19 protein-coding genes, 1 tRNA gene and 1 pseudogene are annotated in these 20745 nt (G+C 70.7%); 6 read left to right on the forward strand and 15 right to left on the reverse strand.

The annotated features are described in order from the left end of the window. The 8 genes and pseudogenes from ABGB21_RS15885 to ABGB21_RS15920 form a co-directional block, all read right to left on the reverse strand. A pseudogene (locus ABGB21_RS15885) lies at window positions 1-134 on the reverse strand (sulfate adenylyltransferase small subunit); the annotation flags it as partial. A gap of 179 nt (window positions 135-313) precedes the next feature. Continuing rightward, window positions 314-1183, reverse strand: coding sequence for an inositol monophosphatase family protein (locus ABGB21_RS15890; protein WP_347651698.1), 870 nt, complete (start codon window positions 1181-1183; stop codon window positions 314-316). Between the two features lie 142 nt (window positions 1184-1325). Then, entirely contained in the window at window positions 1326-1916 is a 591-nt protein-coding gene (gene pth, locus ABGB21_RS15895; protein WP_347651699.1) for an aminoacyl-tRNA hydrolase, read from the reverse strand. Window positions 1917-2046: 130 nt separating this feature from the next. After that, entirely contained in the window at window positions 2047-2724 is a 678-nt protein-coding gene (locus ABGB21_RS15900) for a 50S ribosomal protein L25/general stress protein Ctc (RefSeq protein WP_347651700.1), read from the reverse strand. A gap of 327 nt (window positions 2725-3051) precedes the next feature. Beyond that, window positions 3052-4032: a ribose-phosphate diphosphokinase gene (locus ABGB21_RS15905; RefSeq protein WP_347651701.1), complete on the reverse strand. Its 981-nt coding sequence runs from the start codon at window positions 4030-4032 to the stop codon at window positions 3052-3054. 51 nt (window positions 4033-4083) lie between these two features. Then, entirely contained in the window at window positions 4084-5640 is a 1557-nt protein-coding gene (glmU, locus tag ABGB21_RS15910; protein ID WP_347651702.1) for a bifunctional UDP-N-acetylglucosamine diphosphorylase/glucosamine-1-phosphate N-acetyltransferase GlmU, read from the reverse strand. 69 nt (window positions 5641-5709) lie between these two features. Then, window positions 5710-5781, reverse strand: a tRNA-Gln gene (locus ABGB21_RS15915). Window positions 5782-5793: 12 nt separating this feature from the next. Next, window positions 5794-6561 carry a helix-turn-helix domain-containing protein gene (locus ABGB21_RS15920; RefSeq protein ID WP_347651703.1) on the reverse strand — a complete coding sequence of 256 codons (768 nt, stop codon included), beginning with the start codon at window positions 6559-6561 and terminating at the stop codon, window positions 5794-5796. A 149-nt stretch (window positions 6562-6710) separates the two neighbouring features. Here ABGB21_RS15920 and ABGB21_RS15925 point away from each other — a divergent pair, with 149 nt between their 5' ends. Both ABGB21_RS15925 and ABGB21_RS15930 read left to right on the forward strand, forming a co-directional pair. Beyond that, window positions 6711-7682, forward strand: coding sequence for an acyl-CoA desaturase (locus ABGB21_RS15925; protein WP_347651704.1), 972 nt, complete (start codon window positions 6711-6713; stop codon window positions 7680-7682). 224 nt (window positions 7683-7906) lie between these two features. Then, entirely contained in the window at window positions 7907-8509 is a 603-nt protein-coding gene (locus tag ABGB21_RS15930) for a TetR/AcrR family transcriptional regulator (RefSeq protein WP_347651967.1), read from the forward strand. 109 nt (window positions 8510-8618) lie between these two features. On the opposite strand, the gene ABGB21_RS15935 is transcribed toward ABGB21_RS15930, so the two are convergent. The 5 genes from ABGB21_RS15935 to rsmA all read right to left on the reverse strand — a co-directional run bounded on the left by ABGB21_RS15935 (window position 8619) and on the right by rsmA (window position 13682). Beyond that, window positions 8619-9092: a DUF4383 domain-containing protein gene (locus ABGB21_RS15935; RefSeq protein WP_347651705.1), complete on the reverse strand. Its 474-nt coding sequence runs from the start codon at window positions 9090-9092 to the stop codon at window positions 8619-8621. A gap of 204 nt (window positions 9093-9296) precedes the next feature. Next, complete coding sequence (locus ABGB21_RS15940; protein ID WP_347651706.1) at window positions 9297-9752, reverse strand: DUF4383 domain-containing protein; 456 nt, start codon at window positions 9750-9752, stop codon at window positions 9297-9299. 128 nt (window positions 9753-9880) lie between these two features. Further along, complete coding sequence (locus ABGB21_RS15945; RefSeq protein WP_347651707.1) at window positions 9881-11695, reverse strand: ABC-F family ATP-binding cassette domain-containing protein; 1815 nt, start codon at window positions 11693-11695, stop codon at window positions 9881-9883. Window positions 11696-11753: 58 nt separating this feature from the next. Next, the gene (locus ABGB21_RS15950; protein ID WP_347651708.1) at window positions 11754-12722 is read right to left on the reverse strand and encodes a 4-(cytidine 5'-diphospho)-2-C-methyl-D-erythritol kinase; all 969 of its coding nucleotides are present in this window, start codon (window positions 12720-12722) and stop codon (window positions 11754-11756) included. An 84-nt stretch (window positions 12723-12806) separates the two neighbouring features. Beyond that, window positions 12807-13682: a 16S rRNA (adenine(1518)-N(6)/adenine(1519)-N(6))-dimethyltransferase RsmA gene (gene rsmA, locus ABGB21_RS15955; protein WP_347651709.1), complete on the reverse strand. Its 876-nt coding sequence runs from the start codon at window positions 13680-13682 to the stop codon at window positions 12807-12809. Between the two features lie 197 nt (window positions 13683-13879). On the opposite strand from rsmA, the gene ABGB21_RS15960 reads away from it, so the two are divergent. Together ABGB21_RS15960 and ABGB21_RS15965 are read left to right on the forward strand one after the other, a co-directional pair. Beyond that, entirely contained in the window at window positions 13880-14743 is an 864-nt protein-coding gene (locus ABGB21_RS15960; protein ID WP_347678362.1) for a NucA/NucB deoxyribonuclease domain-containing protein, read from the forward strand. Window positions 14744-14788: 45 nt separating this feature from the next. Beyond that, on the forward strand, window positions 14789-15289 hold the full coding sequence (locus ABGB21_RS15965) for a hypothetical protein (protein WP_347651711.1): 501 nt from the start codon (window positions 14789-14791) through the stop codon (window positions 15287-15289). Between the two features lie 112 nt (window positions 15290-15401). On the opposite strand, the gene ABGB21_RS15970 is transcribed toward ABGB21_RS15965, so the two are convergent. Both ABGB21_RS15970 and ABGB21_RS15975 read right to left on the reverse strand, forming a co-directional pair. Further along, window positions 15402-16685 carry an ABC transporter ATP-binding protein gene (locus ABGB21_RS15970; protein WP_347678364.1) on the reverse strand — a complete coding sequence of 428 codons (1284 nt, stop codon included), beginning with the start codon at window positions 16683-16685 and terminating at the stop codon, window positions 15402-15404. Then, the gene (locus ABGB21_RS15975) at window positions 16672-17706 is read right to left on the reverse strand and encodes an ABC transporter ATP-binding protein (protein ID WP_347678366.1); all 1035 of its coding nucleotides are present in this window, start codon (window positions 17704-17706) and stop codon (window positions 16672-16674) included. The genes ABGB21_RS15970 and ABGB21_RS15975 overlap by 14 nt, the downstream gene beginning before the upstream one ends. 214 nt (window positions 17707-17920) lie before the next feature. Between ABGB21_RS15975 and ABGB21_RS15980 the strand changes: the two genes are divergently transcribed. Together ABGB21_RS15980 and ABGB21_RS15985 are read left to right on the forward strand one after the other, a co-directional pair. Further along, window positions 17921-19129 carry a membrane dipeptidase gene (locus tag ABGB21_RS15980; protein WP_347651714.1) on the forward strand — a complete coding sequence of 403 codons (1209 nt, stop codon included), beginning with the start codon at window positions 17921-17923 and terminating at the stop codon, window positions 19127-19129. Further along, window positions 19129-20736, forward strand: coding sequence for an ABC transporter substrate-binding protein (locus ABGB21_RS15985; RefSeq protein ID WP_347651715.1), 1608 nt, complete (start codon window positions 19129-19131; stop codon window positions 20734-20736). Before ABGB21_RS15980 ends, ABGB21_RS15985 begins: the two co-directional genes overlap by 1 nt. The last annotated feature ends 9 nt before the right edge of the window (window positions 20737-20745 follow it).

Genomic DNA, 20745 nt, shown 5'->3' on the forward strand with positions numbered 1-20745 from the left:
ACGATCGAGTCCTTGCCCCCGGAGAAGAGCAACACCGGCCGCTCCAACTCCGCCACAACCTCACGAACGACAAAAACGCTCTCGGCTTCCAGAGCGTCCAGATGCGACACCCGGTACGCGGCCGGCTGGCTCATGCCGTCGCCTCGCTGCGCTCGCTCATGCCGTCACTCCGCTACGCTCCGCGCCGTCATGAGCCTCATCCGCGCTGCACCTGCCGATTCGCTCGCTGCGCTCGCTCATGCCGTCACTCCGCTACGCTGCTCGCCCATCCGATTTCCAGACCTTTCAGATCGGTCAAGTCACGAGGCCCGACCTAGGGTACCCGGAGATGGTGCTGCAGCGCTGCGAGCAACCGGGAAGCAAGATCCTTACGACAGACCACGAGGTCGGGGAGCCGAGGATCGGCCTTGTTGTATTCCAGCGCGGATCCGTCGATACGGGAAGCGAACAGTCCGGTGGCCGTCGCCACCGCGACCGGTGCCGCCGAATCCCACTCGTACTGGCCGCCGGCGTGCACGTACGCGTCGACCTCACCGCCGATCACCGCGGCGATCTTCGCACCCGCCGAACCCATCGGCACCAGCTCGGCGCCAAGCTCCTCGGCCAGGTCGGCAAGGAACGCCGGCGGCCGGCTGCGGCTCGCCGCCACCCGGATCCGCCGGCCGGTCCCGTCCACGCCACCGGTCCCGGTCCGCCCGGTCGCCACGCCGAAATTCAGCGGCGGGTACGCCGGAGGCTGGTCGGTGGCGAGCACCCGGTGCTGCGCCGGCAGGCCGATCGCCCCGCCGACCAGCCCGTGCGGCGTCCCCGCCCGTCGGGCCCAGAGTGCCACGTGCACGGCCCAGTCCGACCGGCCCTCCTCGGCGAACTCCCGGGTGCCGTCCAGCGGGTCGATAATCCAGACCCGGTCGGCCCGCATCCGAGGCGCCACCTGCGACTCCGCGTCCGCGTCGGCGCTCCAGGCCAGCCGCGAACCCTCGTCCTCCTCGGACAGCACCGCGTCCGCCGGCCGCCAACGGGCCAACTCGGCGCGGAGCAGGTCGTGCGAGAGCTTGTCACCGGCCGCCTTCAGGGCGCCCGGGTCGGCGTACCCCAGTTCGGCCCGCAGGTCCAGCAGCGCCTGACCGGCCCGGCCGGCCAACCAGCGGGCGAAGGCGCCGTCGATCACGGGGGGCGCGGCCATCAGCGCGCTCCCGGTCCACCGGCACCGCCGGCCGTCGGATACAGCTCGGTCACTGTCAGCCTCCTCACCCGCGGCAAAAGACTACCGGCCGTACGGGTCGAAGAGGCGCCACCCGGTCCGCCACACCGGGCGGCCCGTGCGTTCAGCCGCCGTGGTACGCGTTCTGCGCCCACTCCACGCCGCGGGTGACCACCGCCTCCGCCACGTCCGCCGCCCGGTCGACCAGGAACTCCAGTTCCTTGCGCTCCACCGAGGAGAAGTCGGAGAGTACGAAGTCCGCCGGGTCCTGCCGCCCCGGCGGGCGGCCGATGCCGAACCGGACCCGGACGTAGTCCTTCGTCCCGAGCGACTTCGACATCGAGCGGAGCCCGTTGTGCCCGCCCTCGCCGCCACCGCATTTCACCCGCAGTTGCCCGTACGGGATGTCGAGTTCATCGTGCACCGCGACCACCTGCGCCGGCGGCACCTTGTAGAACTGCGCCAGGGCCGCCACCGGCCCACCAGAAAGGTTCATGTACGTCAACGGCTTGATCAGCACCAGCTTGGGCCCGCCGAAGCCGAGGCGCCCCTCGGCCACCTCCGCGACCGCCCGCCGGTGCCGGCCGAACTTCGCACCGACCCGGTCGGCGAGCAGGTCGGCGACCATGAACCCGACGTTGTGCCGGTGTCGTGCGTACTCCTTGCCGGGGTTGCCGAGCCCGACCAGCAGCCACGGCTGAGCCTCGTCCGCCATCTCCTTCTCCCTGTACTGCCGTCCCGGCCACCGCACCGCCTGCCGGGTGGTCCGGAAACCCGCCGCGCCGCCGTGATACGGAAACAGGCGCCCCCGACCGCGTCGGGGGCGCCTGTCACACCGATGTCGGTCAGGCCTGGGCCGGAGCGGCCTCGCCCTCGGCCTCGGCGCCCTCGGTCTCCTCGGCACCCTCGCCCTCGGCGGCCTCTTCCTCGGCCTCCTCGGTCGGCTCCTCGCCGGCCTCGGCGGCCATCTGCTCCGCGGTCGGCGCCTGGGTGACGAGCGCGATGATCAGCCCCGGGTCGGCGACAAGCTCGACGCCCTGCGGCAGCCGTACGTCGGCGGCGGTCACCTGGGAGCCCGCCTCGAAGCCCTCGATCGAGACCTCGAAGCCCTCCGGCAGGTGGGTGGCCTCGGCGGTCACCGAGAGGGTGTTGCTCTCGTGCACGACCAGGGTGTCCTTCGCCGGCTCGCCGGTGAGCTGCACCGGAACGTCGACGGTGACCTTCTCGCCTCGCCGGACCAGGATCAGGTCGATGTGCTCCAGGGTGTCCTTGATCGGGTCACGCTGGATGGCCTTCGGCAGGGCGAGGGCCTGGGTGCCGTCGCTGATCTCGATCGCGAACAGCTGGTTGGCGCCACCGTGCCGGATGGCGGCGGCGAACTCACGCGCGGGGAGCGCGATGTGCTTGGGCTTCTCGCCGTGGCCGTACAGCACGGCGGGCACCTTTCCGGCCCGGCGGGTACGACGGGCACCACCCTTGCCGAACTCGGTACGGGGCTCGGCGCTGATCTTTACCTCGGACACGGGAAGACTCCTGATACGGTCACTGCGGCGCTACGTCGGCTGGCGATTGGCGGTGCTGGGCGAGGGGCTCGCTGGGGCGCTTGCGTGGTGGCCACTGCCCGGAGCACCGCGTCGATGACGGTACGTCCGTGCGGCGCTTTGCTCAGCGGCCCGCAGGGCACCCTCGCCGTGGCAACCGCACCAGTCTACCCGAACCACGATCCGGGCTTCAGGCGGTCCCCACCTGGGCAGCCGGTCGTCGCAGGAATCGCAAAAAGGGATCGCTCCGGGCCGCGGCGATGAGCAGCCGGCCCGGAGCGGAAAAAACGGCGAATGGGCGGCGTACCGTCAGCTGAGACCGCCGAAGAGCGTGGTCACCGAACCGTCGTCGAACACCTCACGAATAGCCCGGGCCAGCAGCGGCGCGATCGACAACACCGTGATCTTGTCGAGTTGCTTCTCCGGCGGCAGCGGCAGGGTGTTGGTCACCACCACCTCGCTGATCCGGCTGTTCTTCAGCCGTTCGGTCGCCGGGTCGGAGAGCAGCGCGTGGGTGGAGGCGACGATCACGTCCGCCGCCTTCGACTCGTGCAGGATCTCGGCGGCCTTGCAGATGGTGCCACCCGTGTCGATCATGTCGTCGACGATCAGGCAGACCCGACCCTCGACGTCCCCGACCACCCGGTTGGCCACCACCTGGTTCGGCTTGAGTGGGTCCCGGGTCTTGTGGATGAAGGCCAGCGGGCAGCCGCCCAGCCGGTCCGTCCAGCGTTCGGCCACCCGTACCCGGCCGGAGTCGGGTGCCACCACGGTCATCGGTCGACCGGCGTACTTGCGCTGCACGTACTCGGCCAGGATGTCCATGGCGAAGAGGTGGTCCACCGGCCCGTCGAAGAAGCCCTGGATCTGTGCGGTGTGCAGGTCGACGGTGAGGATCCGGTTGGCGCCCGCCGTCTTCATCAGGTCGGCGACCAGCCGGGCCGAGATCGGCTCCCGGCCCCGGTGCTTCTTGTCCTGCCGTGAGTACGGGTAGAACGGCAGCACCACGGTGATCCGCTTGGCCGAACCCCGCTTCAGGGCGTCGATCATGATCAGGGTCTCCATGACCCACTTGTTCACACCGTGCGTGACGGACTGTACGACGAAGGCGTCGGAACCACGTACCGACTCCTTGAACCGCACAAAGATCTCGCCGTTGGCGAACTCGTACGCGTCGGCGGGGGTCGGCGCCACGCCGAGCACCTCACCGATCTCCTTTGCCAGTTCCGGAAATCCCCGGCCGGAGAAGAGCATCAGACTCTTACGATTTTCGGCGACGATGCTGCCCATCGGCTCGTCTGCTCCCGTTTGTCGGTGGGTCACCCGGCGTTGGGCCAGAGACTATTCGGTTGCAGTATCCCCCGCCGCCGGGTCGATGCCACCCGCAACGGACGGCCCGTGGAGTGCCTCACCTTCGCTTGCGTCGCCCGCCTGCCGTACGGCACGCTCCGCCGCCTCGGCGGACCTCGTGCCGGCCCGTCGCCGCAGCACCCAGCCCTCGACGTTGCGTTGCGGGGCCCGGGTGACCCCGAGCGCTCCCGGCGGTACGTCCTTGGTGATCGCGCTACCCGCCGCGATGTACGCGCCCGCACCCACCTCGACCGGGGCGATCAGGCTGGTGTCACAGCCGACGAAGGCCGCCTCGCCGACCGTGGTGTGGTTCTTCGCCACCCCGTCGTAGTTGACGAAGATCGTGGCGGCCCCGATGTTGGCCCGAGCCCCGATGGTGGCGTCACCGACGTAGCTCAGGTGCGGGACCTTGGCCGCCTCACCGATCTCGGACTTCTTCACCTCGACGAAGGTGCCGACCTTCGCCTTGCGCCGCAGCGTCGCCTCCGGCCGCAGGTACGCGTACGGGCCGACGCTCGCCTCCGGGCCGATCTCCGCGCCGACCGCGTGGGTCCGCAGCACCGTGGCGCCGGCCCCGACGGTGGTGTCGACAAGCGTGGTGTCCGGGCCGACCGTGGCGCCCGCGCCGACCGTGGTCGCCCCCTGCAACTGACTGTTCTGGTCGACCACCGCGTCCCGTTCCAGGGTCACGGTGACGTCGATCCAGGTGGTGTCCGGGTCGAGCAGGGTGACCCCGGACCGCATCCAGCCCTCGTTGACCCGGTCGCGCAGCAGTCGGCGCAGTGCCGCCAGCTCCACCCGGTCGTTGCAGCCGAGGGTCTCGACGGCGTCCGGCGCCAGGTGCACCGCCACCGTCTCACCGGCCGCGACGAGCAGACCGAAGACGTCGGTGAGGTACTCCTCGCCCTGGTCGTTGTCGGTGGAGAGCTTGCCCAGCGCGTTGCGGAGCAGCGCCGCGTCGAAGGCGTAGATGCCGGCGTTGATCTCCCGGACGGCCCGCTGGGCGGGACTCGCGTCCCGTTCCTCGACGATCTGCTCCAGCCCGCCGCCCGGGCCCCGGACGATCCGGCCCAGCCCGGTCGGGTCGGTGACCTCGGCGGCCAGTACGGTCGCCGCCGCCCCGGCCGACTCGTGCGCCTCGACCAGCCCGGCGACCGTCTCCGGACGCAGCAGCGGCACGTCACCGTTGAGCACGACCACGGTGCCGCCGGACTCCGGCACGCTCTCCAGTGCGGTACGCACCGCGTGGCCGGTCCCCCGCTGCTCGGCCTGCAGCACCGGTTCGGCGTCGGGGCTGACCCCGGCGAGGTGGGCGGTCACCTGGTCGGCGCCGTGGCCGACCACCACCAGGGTGCGGTCCGCCCGGAGCGACGCGGCGGCCGCCAGGACGTGGCCGAGCAGCGTACGCCCCAGGATCGGGTGCAACACCTTGGGTAGCGCCGACTTCATCCGCTTGCCCTCACCGGCGGCGAGGACGACGACGGTGCGGAGGCGGGACTGGGACACGAGGTTGCTCCCGTCGGGATGGGTGGCAGTCTGCGGCCTCATGCTAACCGCGCCACGCGGTCAGCTCACTCGCTCCGGAGAGACGCCCAGGGGAGCGGACATAGGGTACAGCTCGGCCGCCAGGACTCGAACCTGAAACACAAGAACCAAAATCTTGGGTGTTGCCAATTACACCACGGCCGAAGGTGCGCATGGTTAGCCTAGCGCCTCGCCGTCGACTCGCCCCACCCCCTCGGCGGCAGTGCGGCCGAGGGCGGCCATGATCCCCTCGATCCGCCAGTAGAGCTCCCGGCTCCGCGGCACATTGATGATCAAACATCCACGGTACGCGTCATTGGTGTTGCGTCGGACCGTCTTCGGCCGGTGGCGCTTCAGGGTCGCCCGTTGGAAGCGGTCCGCAGGCAACTCCAACGTGTCCTGCCACCACCGCTGCGCTGCCTCGACATCGGCCGTCTCATGGATGCTCAGCCGATAGGTCGGAACGTTTCGATCGACGCCGCACGCGGACAGGAAGCGTAGGAAGATCCTGAGCAACCCGACATCGCTGTTGATGATGACCACCCGGTCATCCCGGCGCCAAGGCTTCGACTTGGTCCCTTCGGACCAGTAGATGGCCGCCCCGAGAAGCAGGAGATCCCTTCGATCCAACTCGCCGATCTCAGCAGCCGCTCGGGCGTGGCAGCGGGCCTGCGCCGCATCTCGGACGGCCCGGTGCGTTGACCACCGCGCATCTACCAAGCGCCGCGAGTGGGCCCGTCGCCGCTCGGCGGCGACCACCGGATCAACATCGCGCGGCAGGTGCCTGACCCACTGGTACGCCGTCGACTTCGCGACGCCCAACTCCGCCGCGATCTGCGGCACCGACCAGCCCTCGCCGCGTAACCCGACCGCGCGGGCGCGCAACTCCGGCTTCCGGTGTCCCCGTTTCGCAGCCCGCTCCCCGGGTACCAGAGAATCGACCATGACCAGCAGATTAGGACTGGCGTACGACAAGGTCGGTCGATGACTGACAGCGGAATTTCAGGTTGGGATCCATGGCAGACTACGAGGGCGTAGGTTACGGTGACGTAGGCGTAAGTTACCGATCACCCCCTACGCTTCAGCGAGGTGCCATGTCGTCTGTCCTGCTCGAACCGCCGGCCTCCGGTGTGAAAAAGGGCCCCAAGCCGCTCACCGAAGGCGTCCAGTCCAAGGGCATCCTCTTCGCCCTCTGGTGCTTCGTGACCATCCCCTTCATCGCCCTGCTCACCGCCGTACCGGTGGCCTGGGGCGGATGGCTGACCTGGACCGACGTCGCGATCGCGGCCGTCTGGTACGTGGTGGCCGGGCTCGGCATCACGGTCGGTTTCCACCGCTACTTCACCCACGGATCCTTCAAGGCCAAGCGCTGGCTGCGGGTCACCCTGGCGGTCGCCGGGTCCCTCGCCATCCAGGGCAGCATCATCCAGTGGGTCGCCGACCACCGCCGGCACCACGCCTTCTCCGACCTGGAGGGCGACCCGCACTCGCCGTGGCGGTTCGGTTCGAGCGTCTGGGGTCTGACCAAGGGCCTGTTCCACGCACACGTCGGCTGGCTGTTCAAGCGGGAACTCTCCAACCGCGAGCGGTTCGCCCCGGACCTGCTCGCCGACAAGGACATCAACCGGGTCGACCGGCTCTTCCCGCTGATGGTGGCACTCTCGCTGCTCGCCCCGGCGGCCGTTGGCGGCCTGGTCACCTGGTCCTGGCAGGGTGCCCTCACCGCGTTCTTCTGGGCCGGTCTGGTCCGGGTCTCGCTGTTGCACCACATCACCTGGGCGATCAACTCGGTCTGCCACGTCTACGGCGAGCGGCCGTTCGAGATGCGTCAGGGTGACCGGGCGGCGAACTTCTGGCCGCTGGCGATCCTGTCCTTCGGCGAGAGCTGGCACAACCTGCACCACGCGGACCCGACCTGCGCCCGGCACGGCGTACTACGCGGGCAGGTCGACATCACCGCCCGGGCGATCTGGATCTTCGAGAAGACCGGCGCGGCGTACGACGTACGGTGGCCGAAGCCCGAGCGGATCGCCGCGAAACTCGTCAAAACGACCCCGTCGCAGTGACCGCCGCCGCGCCTGGCCGTCCCGCCCTGGCATCTGCCTGGCAGGATGGCCAGGTGACCGAGCGCAGCGAGGGCACCACCCGGGACAACACAGGTCGACGCGGCAGCACGGGACGGCAGCGGGATGACGCGGTGACAGAGCACCCCGGCACCGGCCGTGGCGCCGCCCGCCGGCAGCTCCCGGCCGCAGCGCCCCCACCGGCCAAGACCGGTTCCCGGGTACGGATGTCCGCGGCGCAGCGTCGGGAACAACTGATCGCCATCGGACGGCAGGCGTTCGCCGAGCGCGGCTTCGACGCGACCTCGATAGAGGAGGTCGCGGCCCGGGCGAAGGTCTCCAAACCGGTCGTCTACGAGCACTTCGGTGGCAAGGAAGGCCTCTACGCGGTGGTGGTCGACCGCGAGGTACGCGCCCTGCTCGACCGGGTCGCCGCCGCCTTGACCGCCGGCCACCCCCGCGAACTGCTGGAACAGGCGGCGCTGGCCCTGCTCGACTACATCGAGGAGGAGACCGACGGGTTCCGGGTGCTGGTCCGGGAGTCCCCAGTCCTCTCCGCCACCGGCACCTTCAGCAGCGTGATGAACGACGTTGCGCACCAGGTGGAACACATCCTGGGCGCCGAGTTCAAGACGCGCGGCTACGACCCGAAGCTCGCCGAGCTCTACTCGCAGTCCCTGGTCGGCATGGTGGCGTTGAGCGGCCGGTGGTGGCTGGAGGTACGCAAGCCGCGCAAGGAGACGGTGGCGGCGCACCTGGTCAACCTGGCCTGGAACGGCCTGTCCCACCTCGAGGCCAAGCCGACCCTGCTGACCCGCCGGACCCGCTGACTCGCCGGGCGCCTGGGGTGGGGCCGGGTGCCCCGCTCTGGGCGGTCAGGCTTGATCCCGTCGCGGGTCACCCGGCCCCACCCGGTACCCGGCGCCGCTCCTGTCGATCTCAGCGCCCCGGGCGGGCCGACGTGCTGTCCCGGAGTTCCTCCTCCTCTTCGGCGTGCGCCGGTGGGCCGATCTTGTCGTACAGGCCGGTGGCGAGGAACAGCAGGCCGAAGATCAGGGACACGATGACCGTGGACATCGAGAAGTTGAGGATGTTCGCCTCGGTCTGCAGCACGCTCATCATCACCAGGCCGGTGACCAGGAAGACCACCCCGGCCGCGAGGTTCATCAGGTGTCCGAGGTTGCCCCGGTGGATCGTGCCGAAGAGCACCACCAGCCCGAAGACCACCGACACCAGGGAGAACGCCAGGTTGGTCCGGAGTCCGAGGACCCAGTGGCTGGCCCGGCTGAACAGGTCGTCGTCGGCCGTCTCGAAGAGCCCGAAGACTCCGAACGCCAGGATGTAGAGCGCGACGAGCCCGGCGATCGCCCGGTAGACCGGCCGGGCCGGGTGATTGACCGGAATGTGCGCCATGGCTCCCCCTCGGGGTGATTGGGCGGCTTCCTAGGTGATTGTCGCCCAACGCGAGGGGGATCGCCTGATGAATGGAGATTCGCCGCCGACCGGGGCCGGCCGGCGGCGGTGTCGAGGAGCCGGCGGCAGCACGACCGCCCAGCGGAACAGCACCGACCGGTCGGCAGTCGCACCGACCGGCCGACGGATCAGCGTCCTGACGGGTCAGAGCACCAGGCGGGCCTGCTGCCAGGCCTTGTGCTCCTCGTCGGAGCCGACCTTGCTGTACATGGCGGCGACCAGCAGCACCATGCCGATGACCATGCTGACGACCGACGTCGCCACGCTGTGGTTGAGGTAGTTCGCGTCGGTGCGCAGGGTGGCGAGGGTGGCGAGGCCGAGCGCCATCAACAGGTAGCCGAGCCACTTGTTGGCGAACGTGTCGACGTTGCGGCCGATCACCGTGGCGAGCAGGATGAGCACCCCGAGCACCACGGAAAGCAGCGAGTTGCCGAGATTGGTGCCCTGGCCCAGCACCAGGGTGTCATCCTGGGCGAGGAGTTCGTTGCCGCTGGTCTCCAGCACACCGAGGGCACCAAAGGCCACCAGGTAGAGAGCGGTCAGCCCGGCGATCACCCGGTACACCGGCCGCGCGGGGTGGTTGACGGGGAAGTGCGCCATGGTGTCAGAGCCTCCAACGCCGTACGAGTCAGGGTCGGGGCAGATTCTCCCGTATGCCGTACACCCGGCGCCGGACACCCCCGGTGCCGTGTCGCCGGCAACAGTCGGGTCGCCGGCGACCGCCCCGGTCAGCTCTCCGGCACCTGGTCAGCCAGGGCCAGCCAGGCCTCCTCGGTCTGCTCCCGTTCGGCCCGTACCGCCCGGAGCTGGCCGTCGAGTTCGGCGACCTTGTTGTAGTCGGTCGCGTACGTGGCGAGCTGGTCGTGCAGGGTCGCCTCCCGCTGCTCCAGCTTGCTGATCTGCCGCTCCAGCCGGGTCAGCTCCTTGCGGGCGGCTCGCAGTTCACCGCCGGAGAGGCCGGTGCCGGCCCGGTCCGGAGCCGTTGCCACGGCCGGGGCCTCGCCAGCCCGGTTCCGCCCCGGCGTGGTGTGGCCGGGGGCCCGGGCCAGGTACTCCTCGATGCCGCCGGGCAGGTGCACCAGCTGCCCGTCGCCGAACATGCCGTACACCACGTCGGTGACCCGTTCGACGAGATAGCGGTCGTGGCTGGCGACGATCAACGTACCGGGCCAGGAGTCGAGCAGGTCCTCCAGCGCGGCCAGGGTGTCGGTGTCCAGATCGTTCGTCGGTTCGTCGAAGAGCAGCACGTTCGGTTCGGCGGCGAGCAGCCGGAGCAGCTGCAGCCGCCGGCGCTCCCCACCGGAGAGGTCGGAGACCGGCGTCCAGAGCCGTCGGTCGTCGAAGCCGAACATCTCGGCGAGCTGGGACGCGGCGATCTCCCGGTCGCCGAAGACGACCCGGCGGGCCACCTCCTCGACCGCCTCCAGCACCCGCAGCTCGCCGGGGAGTTCGGCCAGCTCCTGCGACAGGTACGCGGTCCGGACCGTGGAGCCGACCTTCACCTGCCCCTGGTCCGGTTCCCGGGTGCCGGCGAGCAGCCGGAGCAGGGTGGTCTTGCCGGCCCCGTTGGCGCCGACGATCGCGATCCGGTCGCCGGGGCCGACCTGCCAGGTGAGGTCCGCCAGGATCAGCTTCTCCCCCGCCTTCAGGGTCACGTCGGTCAGGTCGTACACCTGGCGGCCGAGCCGGGCGGTGGCCAGCCGCTGCAGCGACACCGAGTCCCGGGGTGGTGGCACGTCGGCGATCAACGCGTTCGCCGCCTCGATCCGGAACCGCGGCTTCGAGGTCCGGGCCGGCGGGCCGCGGCGCAGCCAGGCGATCTCCTTGCGCAGCAGGTTCTGCCGGCGGGCCTCGGTGGCCGCGGCGACCCGTTCCCGTTCCGCCCGGGCCAGTGTCCAGGCGGCGTAGCCGCCGTCGTAGCTGCGTACCGTCTGGTCGGCGACCTCCCAGGTGGCGGTGCAGACGGCGTCCAGGAACCACCGGTCGTGGGTGACCACCACCAGCGCGCCGCGCTTGCCGACCAGGTGTCGGGCCAGCCAGTCGACCCCGGCCACGTCCAGGTGGTTGGTCGGCTCGTCCAGCACCACCAGGTCGGCGGTCCGGACCAGCAGCGCGGCCAGCGCCACCCGCCGCCGTTCGCCACCGGACATCGGCCCGACCGGCTGGTCCAGACCGAGGTACGGCATGCCGAGCCCGTCGAGGATCGACCGCACCCCGGCGTCACCGGCCCACTCGTGTTCGGCGCCGAAGCCCTCGTCCAACCAGGCGGTGCCGAGGACCACGTCCCGTACGGTGGCGTCCGGGTCGAGGGTGAGGGTCTGCGGCAGCCAGGCGAGCCGCAGGTCACGGCGGTGCGTCACCCGGCCGCTGTCCGGCTCCTCCGCCTTGGTCAACAACCGCAGCAGGGTCGACTTGCCGGCGCCGTTGAGCCCCACGACCCCGATCCGGTCCGTGTCGTCGAGGCCGAGGGAGACGTCGGTGAGCAGTTGCCCCGCCGCGCCGTAGCCCTTGGAGACCCGGTCCAGGTTGACGATGTTGGCCATGGCTCAGACCGTAGTCACGGGCGGGGGCGGGCTGTCATCCGGCTCCCGTACCGGGGCGTCATCCGGCCGCTGTGCCGGTCCGGGCGCCGGGCACCGGCCCGTACGCGGCCAGCGCGTCCCGGCAGGTGCCGGAGGCGCGCAACTCGGCCGCGATCCGGTCCGCCTCGGCGGCGTCCGGGGCGAGGAAGACGCAGGTGGGGCCGGATCCGGAGACGATGCCGGCGAGCGCGCCGGCCGCCTCGCCGGCCTTCAGCGTCTCGGTCAGGGCGGGACGCAGCGCCAGGGCGGCGGCCTGCAGGTCGTTGCCGAGCGCCCGGCCGAGTCGCGCCGGGTCCCGGCCGCGCAGCGCGGCGAGCAGCGCGTCGGCGTTGCGCAGCGGCGGCGGTGCGGCGTGGTCGGCCCGGAGCCGGTCCAGTTCCCGATAGACGGCCGGGGTGAAGAGACCGCCGTCCGCGACCGCCACCACCCAGTGCCAGGTGACCGGACGGGCCAGGATCGGACTGATCGTCTCGCCGTGGCCGGTGCCGAGCGCGGTGCCGCCGTACACCAGGAACGGAATGTCGGAGCCGAGCCCGGCGGCGATCCGGGCGAGTTCGTCGCGGGAGAGTTCGGTGCCCCAGAGCGCGTCGCAGGCGACCAGGGTGGCGGCCGCGTCGGCGCTGCCGCCGGCGAGGCCGCCGGCGAGCGGGATCTGCTTGCGCAGGTGCAGCCGGGCGTACGCCGGCACTCCGGCGTACGCGGCCAGCGCCCGGGCCGCCCGGATCACCAGGTTCGTCTCGTCCAGCGCCAGCTCACCGGCGCCCTCGCCCTCCATGGTCAGGGTGAGGGTGTCGCCGCGCCGGGCGGTCAGCTCGTCGTGGAGCGAGATCGCCTGGTAGACGGTGTTCAGCTCGTGGAAGCCGTCCGGCCGCAGCGGGCCGACCCCGAGGTGCAGGTTGATCTTCGCCGGGACCCGGACCCGGACCGGGCCGGGTGGCCGCCGACGGGGCCGCTCGTCCTCGTCGTCGGGACCCCACGCCTCGGTCACCGGGGGATGTCCCGGACGCGCGGGCACGCCTCGACCGGCTGCGCCGTCATCGCGTACACCTCCTCGTGGGGACTCGCCGTCAGCCTACTCAACGCCCGGTACCGGTCCCGGAGCCGACGCGGCGATCGCGGCGAACTGCTGGACGGTCAGCGACTCGCCCCGGGCGCCGGGGTCGACGCCGGCCGCGACGATCGCCGCCGCCGCCCGGTCCGCGCTGCCGGCCCAGCCGGCCAGCGCGGCCCGCAGGGTCTTCCGACGCTGCGCGAACGCCGCGTCGACCACCGCGAAGACCTTTTTTCTTGGTACGTCGTCCCGGGGCGGTTCCCGTCGGGTGAAGGCGACCAGGCCGGAGTCGACGTTCGGGACCGGCCAGAAGACGTTCGGCGGCACCCGGCCGGCGGGGCGGGCGTCGGCGTACCAGGCGAGTTTCACCGACGGGATGCCGTAGGTCTTCGAACCGGGGCCGGCGGTGAGCCGGTCGGCGACCTCCTTCTGCACCATCACCAGGCCGTGCCGCAGACTCGGCAGTTCGGCGAGCAGGTGCAGGACGACCGGCACCGCGACGTTGTACGGCAGGTTCGCGACCAGCGCGGTCGGTGCCGGTTCACCGAGGTCGGCGGCGGTGATCCGCAGCGCGTCGGCCGGGTGCACGGTGAGCCGGGCGGCGTCGTCCGGTCCGGCGTGCCGGGCCGCCGTCTCGGGCAGGGCCCGGGCCAGGGTCGGGTCGATCTCGACGGCGTGCACGTGCCCGGCGACCGGCAGCAGCCCGAGGGTGAGCGAGCCGAGCCCGGGTCCCACCTCCAGCGCCACGTCGGCCGGGGTCAGGCCGGCGGCGGTGACGATCCGCCGCACGGTGTTCGGGTCGTGCACGAAGTTCTGGCCGAGCTTCTTCGTCGGCGCGACGCCCAGGCGGGCGGCGAGTTCCCGGATCTCCGCCGGGCCGAGCAGGTCTACGGCCACGCTGTGACAGCGTACGGGTCGCCGGAGCCCGGTCAGTCCACCGGGCGACGGTTCCGGTCCGGTGTCGAAGCGCCGTGCTGCCCGGCGGCGACGAGCCTCGGTCGTTGCGCCGCCTCGATCGCGGATCAGGCCGGGCGGTCTGCGGACCGGTCGGGAGCCTTCGGTCCGAGCTGAGAGATCCATCACAATCTAATCCGATGGCCGATGCCGCCAACTGCGCGAGCCTCCGCACGCAACTGCCGAGCCTGCGACAGTCCGCACAGCCGGGCAGGACGCGGGTGGCCTGCTTCGGGCCGTATCTGCCCGCGGGGGCGGGGCTGTCGTCGGTGGATGCCGCGGCGGTGCCGGACTGGTGCGCGTCAAGTTCGCCGCAATGGCGGACGAGGAGATTCGAAGGCTGCCTGAACTACAACACGTACATCGGACTCGTCGACATCATCTCCGGGGCGGAGCTGGGGCGAACCTACTTCAACCTGCAGCACCAGGTGCAGGTCCGCTGGAACAGCCTCGCGATCACCAACCAGGTCGTCATCACGCGGGGCGAATCCGAGGGCCTCATGGAAGATGACGACGAGATGGCGGTCGAGCTGCACAGCTACTGTTCGTACGGCTGCAGCGGAAGCCTGGACACCGCTTACACCCCCTTCGACCGCGGCGATCCCGTCACCTTCACCTACAGCGCCACGTCCACCGTCGCCGAGGGCAGCATGGCGCTCGCCGGGCAACTCCACTCCTGGACCATCGACCACGAGGAATTCATCGAACTTCCCGATCCGTGGGTGTACCAGTCACAGGGGGTACGCTGCGACCGCGTCACCTACAAGAGCAACGCCGGCTGCTCGACGGGATACCAGCCGACCATGCCCCATTCCGGCATTGGAGCAGTCACGACCCACGTCCGCGCGGGCGAGGAGTGTGACGAATACCCGTTCGCCCACTCCTACCAGGGTGGCCCGAACTCCAGCCGGGCGTCCGTATCTTCCGGGGACCAGCGGGTTCAGGGCGGAGTGATGAGTGACTTCTTCCAGCACCAGCGGGTGCTCGACGGCGAACCGTTCTGAGTGGACCCGTATCTCTCATGACCCGACCCCAATCGGAGAACGCTCATGATCTCCCGGCACAGCGGCTACGTCCACGTCTCCGAGTTGCAGTACTACCTGCACGACGCCGATCAGTCGCCGTACCCGCCGTACGGTGAGGACACCGGACTGGCCACCCTCGGCAGGGGCGGCGGAATAACGATCAGTTGTGGCACGAATACCGGAAACATCCACTGCACGGTGGAGCTGTACGACGACGAGCCGCCCCTGTCCATGGCGGAATGGGACGAGATCGTCGACGTCGACTACCGGACGGAGGTGGGCGACACCCGCCTCCACACCTTCGGAGGGCGGCCCGCCGAAGGCTTTCCGGTGCTCAGCCACACTGGTCCGGGTGACTACCGAATCCGATTCCGCGCCCGTAACCGGGACGACCCGGCCAACAAGAACCCGTACACGAGCGTAGAAGAACACCACATCAGCGTGTGGCCCGGCAGCGTCGGCCACCTGTTGGTACACAAGGCCACGGACGAGTTCGGCGAACGGATGCGTGGCAGCTCCGGCTGACAGATTGTTCTGCCCACCGGTTCACCGCTCCTCCGCGCTCCCGCCACCCGCTCCGTACCGGGTGGCGGGGCGCTGTCGTGTTCCCTGGCCGGCGCCACGGCCGAGCCACGGGTCAGGCCGGGCTGGCCACGGCAACGGCGGTGCCGGCGAAGTGGCAGGCCGCGACGTGGGCGTCCGCGTGGGTGTCCGCCGCATCGCTGCCGGGTGGCCGGAGCGCCGGTTCCTCCCGGCGGCAGACGTCCTGGGCGATCGGGCAGCGGGTGTGGAAGCGGCAGCCGGTCGGCAGGTCGACCGGGCTGGGCGGGTCACCGGCGAGCACGATCCGCTGGCGTCCCCGCTCGCGTGGGTGCCGGACCGGTACCGAGCCGAGCAGTGCCCGGGTGTACGGGTGGGCCGGCTCCTGGTAGACCGTGGCGGCCGGCCCGAGTTCGGCGAGCCGGCCCAGGTACATCACCGCGACCCGGTGCGAGACGTGGCGTACCACGCCGAGGTCGTGGGCGATGAAGACGAGGGCGATGCCGAGCCGCTCCTGCAGTTCGGCGAGCAGGTTGACCACCTGGGCCTGCACCGAGACGTCGAGGGCGGAGACCGGCTCGTCGCAGACGATCACCCGGGGTTCGGTGGCCAGGGCGCGGGCGATGCCGATCCGCTGCCGCTGTCCGCCGGAGAACTCGTGCGGGAAGCGGCGCATCATGTCCGGCGCCAGGCCGACCATCTCCAGTAGTTGGGCGACCCGGTCCCGGCGGGCGGCGGCGCCCCGGGCGAGTCTGTGCACGTCGAGCGGCTCGGCGATGACGTCCAGGATCGGCATCCGAGGGTTCAGCGAGGTGACCGGGTCCTGGAAGACCATCTGCACGGCGCGGCGAAGGTCGCGGCGGCGGCCGCCCCGGGCGGCGCTGACGTCCTGCCCGGCGTAGCGGACCTGGCCGGTGTCCGGCCGTTCCAGGCCGACCAGCAGCCGGGCCAGGGTGGACTTGCCGCAGCCGGACTCGCCGACCACGCCGAGGGTCTCCCCGGCGGCGACGGTCAGGTCGACCCCGTCCACCGCGTGCACCCGGGACCGGCTGCCGAGGCTGCGTCCGGCCCGGTACGACTTGCGCAGTCCGGTGGCGACCAACAGCGGCTCGCCCCGGGTGGGCGTACCGGTGCTGGTCAGCGGTCCGGCGGTGGCCGGACCGGCGGAGGCGGAGAGTGCGGTCGGCCGCCCGGCGGAGAGTGCGGTCGGGCGCCCGGCGGAGAGTGCGGTCGGGCGCCCGGCGGGGTGCGCGGCCGAATCGGCGGTGGCCGGGCTGGTCGCCGGGTCGGACCCGGCCGGTCCGGCGGCACCCCGACCGGCGGAGGAGGCGGCACCGGCCCAGGTGCGGTCCGGACCGGCCGGGTGGTCAGACGGTGGCATCAACGGCCTCCTCGGCGTAGTGGCAGGCGGCGGTCCGACCCGGTGCGGTGAGCGCCCGGCGGTGCGGCCGGTCGGTCGGACACTGGGCGCCGACCCGGTCGCAGCGCGGGTGGAAGGCGCAGCCGGTGGGGAGCGCGAGCAGGTTCGGCGGGCTGCCCGGGATCGGCCGCAGCCGGTCGCCCGGCTGTTCCAGGTCCGGTACGGAGCGCAGCAGGGCGGCGGTGTACGGGTGCGCCGGCCCGTCCAGCACCTCGGTCACGGTGCCGGTCTCGACGATCCGGCCGGCGTACATCACCGCGACCCGGTCGGCGATCTCGGCGGCCACCCCGAGGTCGTGGGTGATCAGCAGGACACCCATCCCGAGTTCGGTGCGCAGCCGGTCGACGAGTTCGAGGATCTGCGCCTGCACGGTGACGTCGAGCGCGGTGGTGGGCTCGTCGGCGATGAGCAGCCGGGGGCCGAGCGCCACCGCCATCGCGATCAGGATCCGCTGGCGCATACCGCCGGAGAACTGGTGCGGGTAGTCGCGTACCCGGCGGTCCGGGGCCGGGATGCCGACCAGCCGGAGCAGTTCGACGGCCTCGGCCCGGGCGGCCCGGCGGGAGAGCCCGCGGTGGATCCGGAACACCTCGCCGAGCTGGTCGCCGATGGAGAGCACCGGGTTGAGCGCGGAGAGCGCGTCCTGGAAGACCAGCGCCATGGTCTCGCCGCGCAGCGCCCGGACCCGGTCGGGGGGCAGGGTGTTCAGGTCGTGGCCGGCGACCCGTACCTCGTCGGCGCTGATCCGTACCCCGGGCCCGTCGAGCAGGCCCATCACGGTGCGGGCGGTGACCGACTTGCCGGAGCCGGACTCGCCGAGCAGTGCCAGCACCTCGCCGGCGTTGATGTCGAGGTCGACCCCGCGGACGGCCGGAACCTCGCCGCGACGGCTGGTGAAGGTGACGTCCAGGTTCCGGACCCGGAGCGCGGCGGTCTTCTCCGCGTCCGGTGCGCCCTGCCCGCCGGTTGCCGCAGTCGTCACTACACCTCCCGAATTTCCGTGTTGTTTCCCGCCGTAACGATTTCTGGCATCGGATCCCGGATTCCCGCCGGAAGTAGACAACATGTTGACACGCTGCGCCTGATCCTGGCAATCTCTCCAGCCACATCGCCGACAATCCACACCTGGAGCCGACCGCGTGCCGGAATCCGCCGCGCGCCCCGACCCCGGGACCCAGACCGAAGGAGGCACCGGCGTGCTCGACCCGGCCACCGGCTACACCGGATACACGTCCTACAGCTACCTGGAGCCAGGCACCGACTACCGCGAGTTCAAGCTCGCCCCGGAACTCGGCCGGGTGCCGGCGTACCAGGGTTTCTCGCTGTCGGAACCGCAGCAGGACCGGGTCCGCGGGCTGCTCACCGACAACATCGTGATCTCGCTGCACGACCACCCGTCGGTCTTCCCGGACAACATCCGGGAGACCGTCGACTACAACCGGACCGCGCGGCACCACACCGGGTACGCCGGGCTCGCCCGCTCCGGCATGACCGCGGTCTTCGACAACATGATGGACGGCACCTGCTGCGTGACCAGCCAGATGGGCTGGAAGTGGACCGACGTCATCGCCGACATCGGCATGCGCCTGTCCGACCTTGCCCACCAGGACTACCTGATCAAGGTCGAGCGGCTGGCCGACATCCACCACGCGCACGAGACCGGACGGATGGGTCTGGTGGTGGCGACCGAGGCGGCCACCATGATCGAGAACGAGCTGGACCGGCTCGACATGCTCTACGGCTTCGGCGTCCGGCAGATGGGCATCGCCTACAGCGAGGCGAACACCCTCGGCAGCGGGCTCAAGGAGCGTTCGGACGGCGGCCTGACCTACTTCGGCGAGAAGGCCGTACGCCGGATGAACAAGCTCGGCATCGCGATCGACGTCTCACACTCCGGCGACCGCACCTCGCTCGACGTCATCGCCGCCTCGACAAAGCCGATCTTCATCACCCACGCCGGGTCCCGGACCGTCTGGCCGACCAACCGGATGAAGCCCGACGAGGTGATCCGGGCCTGCGCCGAGCGCGGCGGGGTGATCGGCCTGGAGGCCGCGCCGCACACCACCCTCTCCCCGGCCCACCCCCGGCACAGCCTCGAATCCGTGATGGACCACTTCGTCCACTGCGTCGAGCTGGTCGGCATCGACCACGTCGCGTTCGGGCCGGACACCCTCTTCGGCGACCACGTCGGACTGCACGACACCTTCGCCGCGCACCTGTCCATCGCCGAGGCACACGGACACGTCGACCACCCGCGGGTGCCGTACGTGGACGGGCTGGAGAACCCGGCCGAGTGCTACTGGAACATCGTCTCCTGGCTGGTCAGCCACGACTACTCGGACGACGAGATCACCAAGGTCCTGGGGGGCAACATTCTGCGCGTCCTTGAGGAGGTCTGGCACTGATGCGAACAATCCGGCGCGCCCTCGCCGTGGCGGTGGGCACGCTCTCGATAGGGCTGGCGGCGACCGCCTGTGCCCCCAGCAACCCCGACAGCGCCTCCGGTGGTGGCGGCTCCGCCGACCGGATCACCATCGGCACCACCGCCGACGTGCTCAACTACAACCCGCTGGTCGGCAACAGCCGTACCGACACCTGGGTGACGAACCTGATGTACCCCCGGCTGATGAGCATGGGGATGGACGGCGTACGCCAGCCGTACCTGGCCACCAAGTGGGAGTACCTCGACGGCGGACGCAAGGCGAAGGTGACCCTGCGGGACGACTTCACCTGGAGCGACGGGGAGAAGGTGACCGCCGACGACGTGGCGTTCACCATCGACGCGGTCGCCAAGGAGAAGATCGGTGTCGTCGCCGGGCTGATCTCGTCGTACCAGAAGTCCACGGTGATCTCGCCGACGGAGATCGAGTTCCAGCTCTCCCAGCCGGACGGGACGTTCCTGGAGAACGTCGGCTTCTGGATGCCGGTCGTGCCGGAGCACGTCTTCAGCAAGGTCGGCAGCGTACAGAAGTTCGCCAACGACAAAGACTGGGTGTCGGCCGGACCGTACAAGCTGACCACCGTCGAGCGGGGCCAGCGCTACGTGCTGCAGCGGGTGGAGAACTTCCCGCTGGTGCCGGGCGGCCCGAAGACCAAGGAGGTCGTCTTCCGGGTCTTCCCGGACGTCAACACCGAGGCCCTCGCGCTGCGCAACGGTGACGTCGACCTGATCGCGAACGCACTGCCGCCGCCGCTGGCCAAGACGCTGGAGGGCGACAGCAAGATCAAACTGGTCAGCGTGCCGTCGCTCGGCTGGGCGCACATGCAGTACAACACCAAGCGCAAGCCGCTGGACCGGCTGGAGGTGCGCCAGGCCCTGGCCGCCGCCGTCGACTACGAGGCGATCCGCCGGGTGGCGCTGCAGGGCAAGGCGGTCTCGTCGAACTCCTCGGTGCTCACCCCGACGCTCAAGCAGTGGCAGGACCCGAGCGCCAAGGAGTACACGTACGACCCGGCGAAGGCGAAGCAGCTGCTCACCGGGGCGGGTTTCACCGACGGCAACGGTGACGGGCTCTTCGACGGGCTCAGCCTGCGGATGATCTACGACCAGGCGGACCCAAACATCTCCAAGTGGGCGCAGCTGGTCCGGGACTCCAGCAAGGAGGCCGGGATCGAGATCAAGCTGGAGGGCCTGGAGCGCAACACGTACGTGGAGAAGTACACCGCCCGGGACTACGACATCTACGCCGGCTCCTGGGCGATCATGGAGAACCCGCCGGCCAACCTGGCCCTGGCCTTCAAGTGCGACGGCTTCATCAACTACGCCAACGCCTGCGACCCGGAGCTGGACCGGCTGATCGACCAGTCCCGGTCGCAGCTGGACCAGGCCGGCCAGAAGGCACCGATCCAGCAGGCCGCGAAGATCATCTCCGACAAGGTGTACGACAACGTGCTCTACGTCGAGGAGTTCACGATCGCGCACTCGGCGAAGTGGTCCAACTTCCTGGTCCAGCCGAGTGAGCTGCTCTCCATCGTCAACCCCGTCTCGCTGGCCCAGGCCACGGCCGGCTGACCTGTCAGG

Origin of the sequence: Plantactinospora sp. B24E8 (assembly GCF_039871735.1) — a bacterium.
Lineage (GTDB): Bacteria > Actinomycetota > Actinomycetes > Mycobacteriales > Micromonosporaceae > Plantactinospora.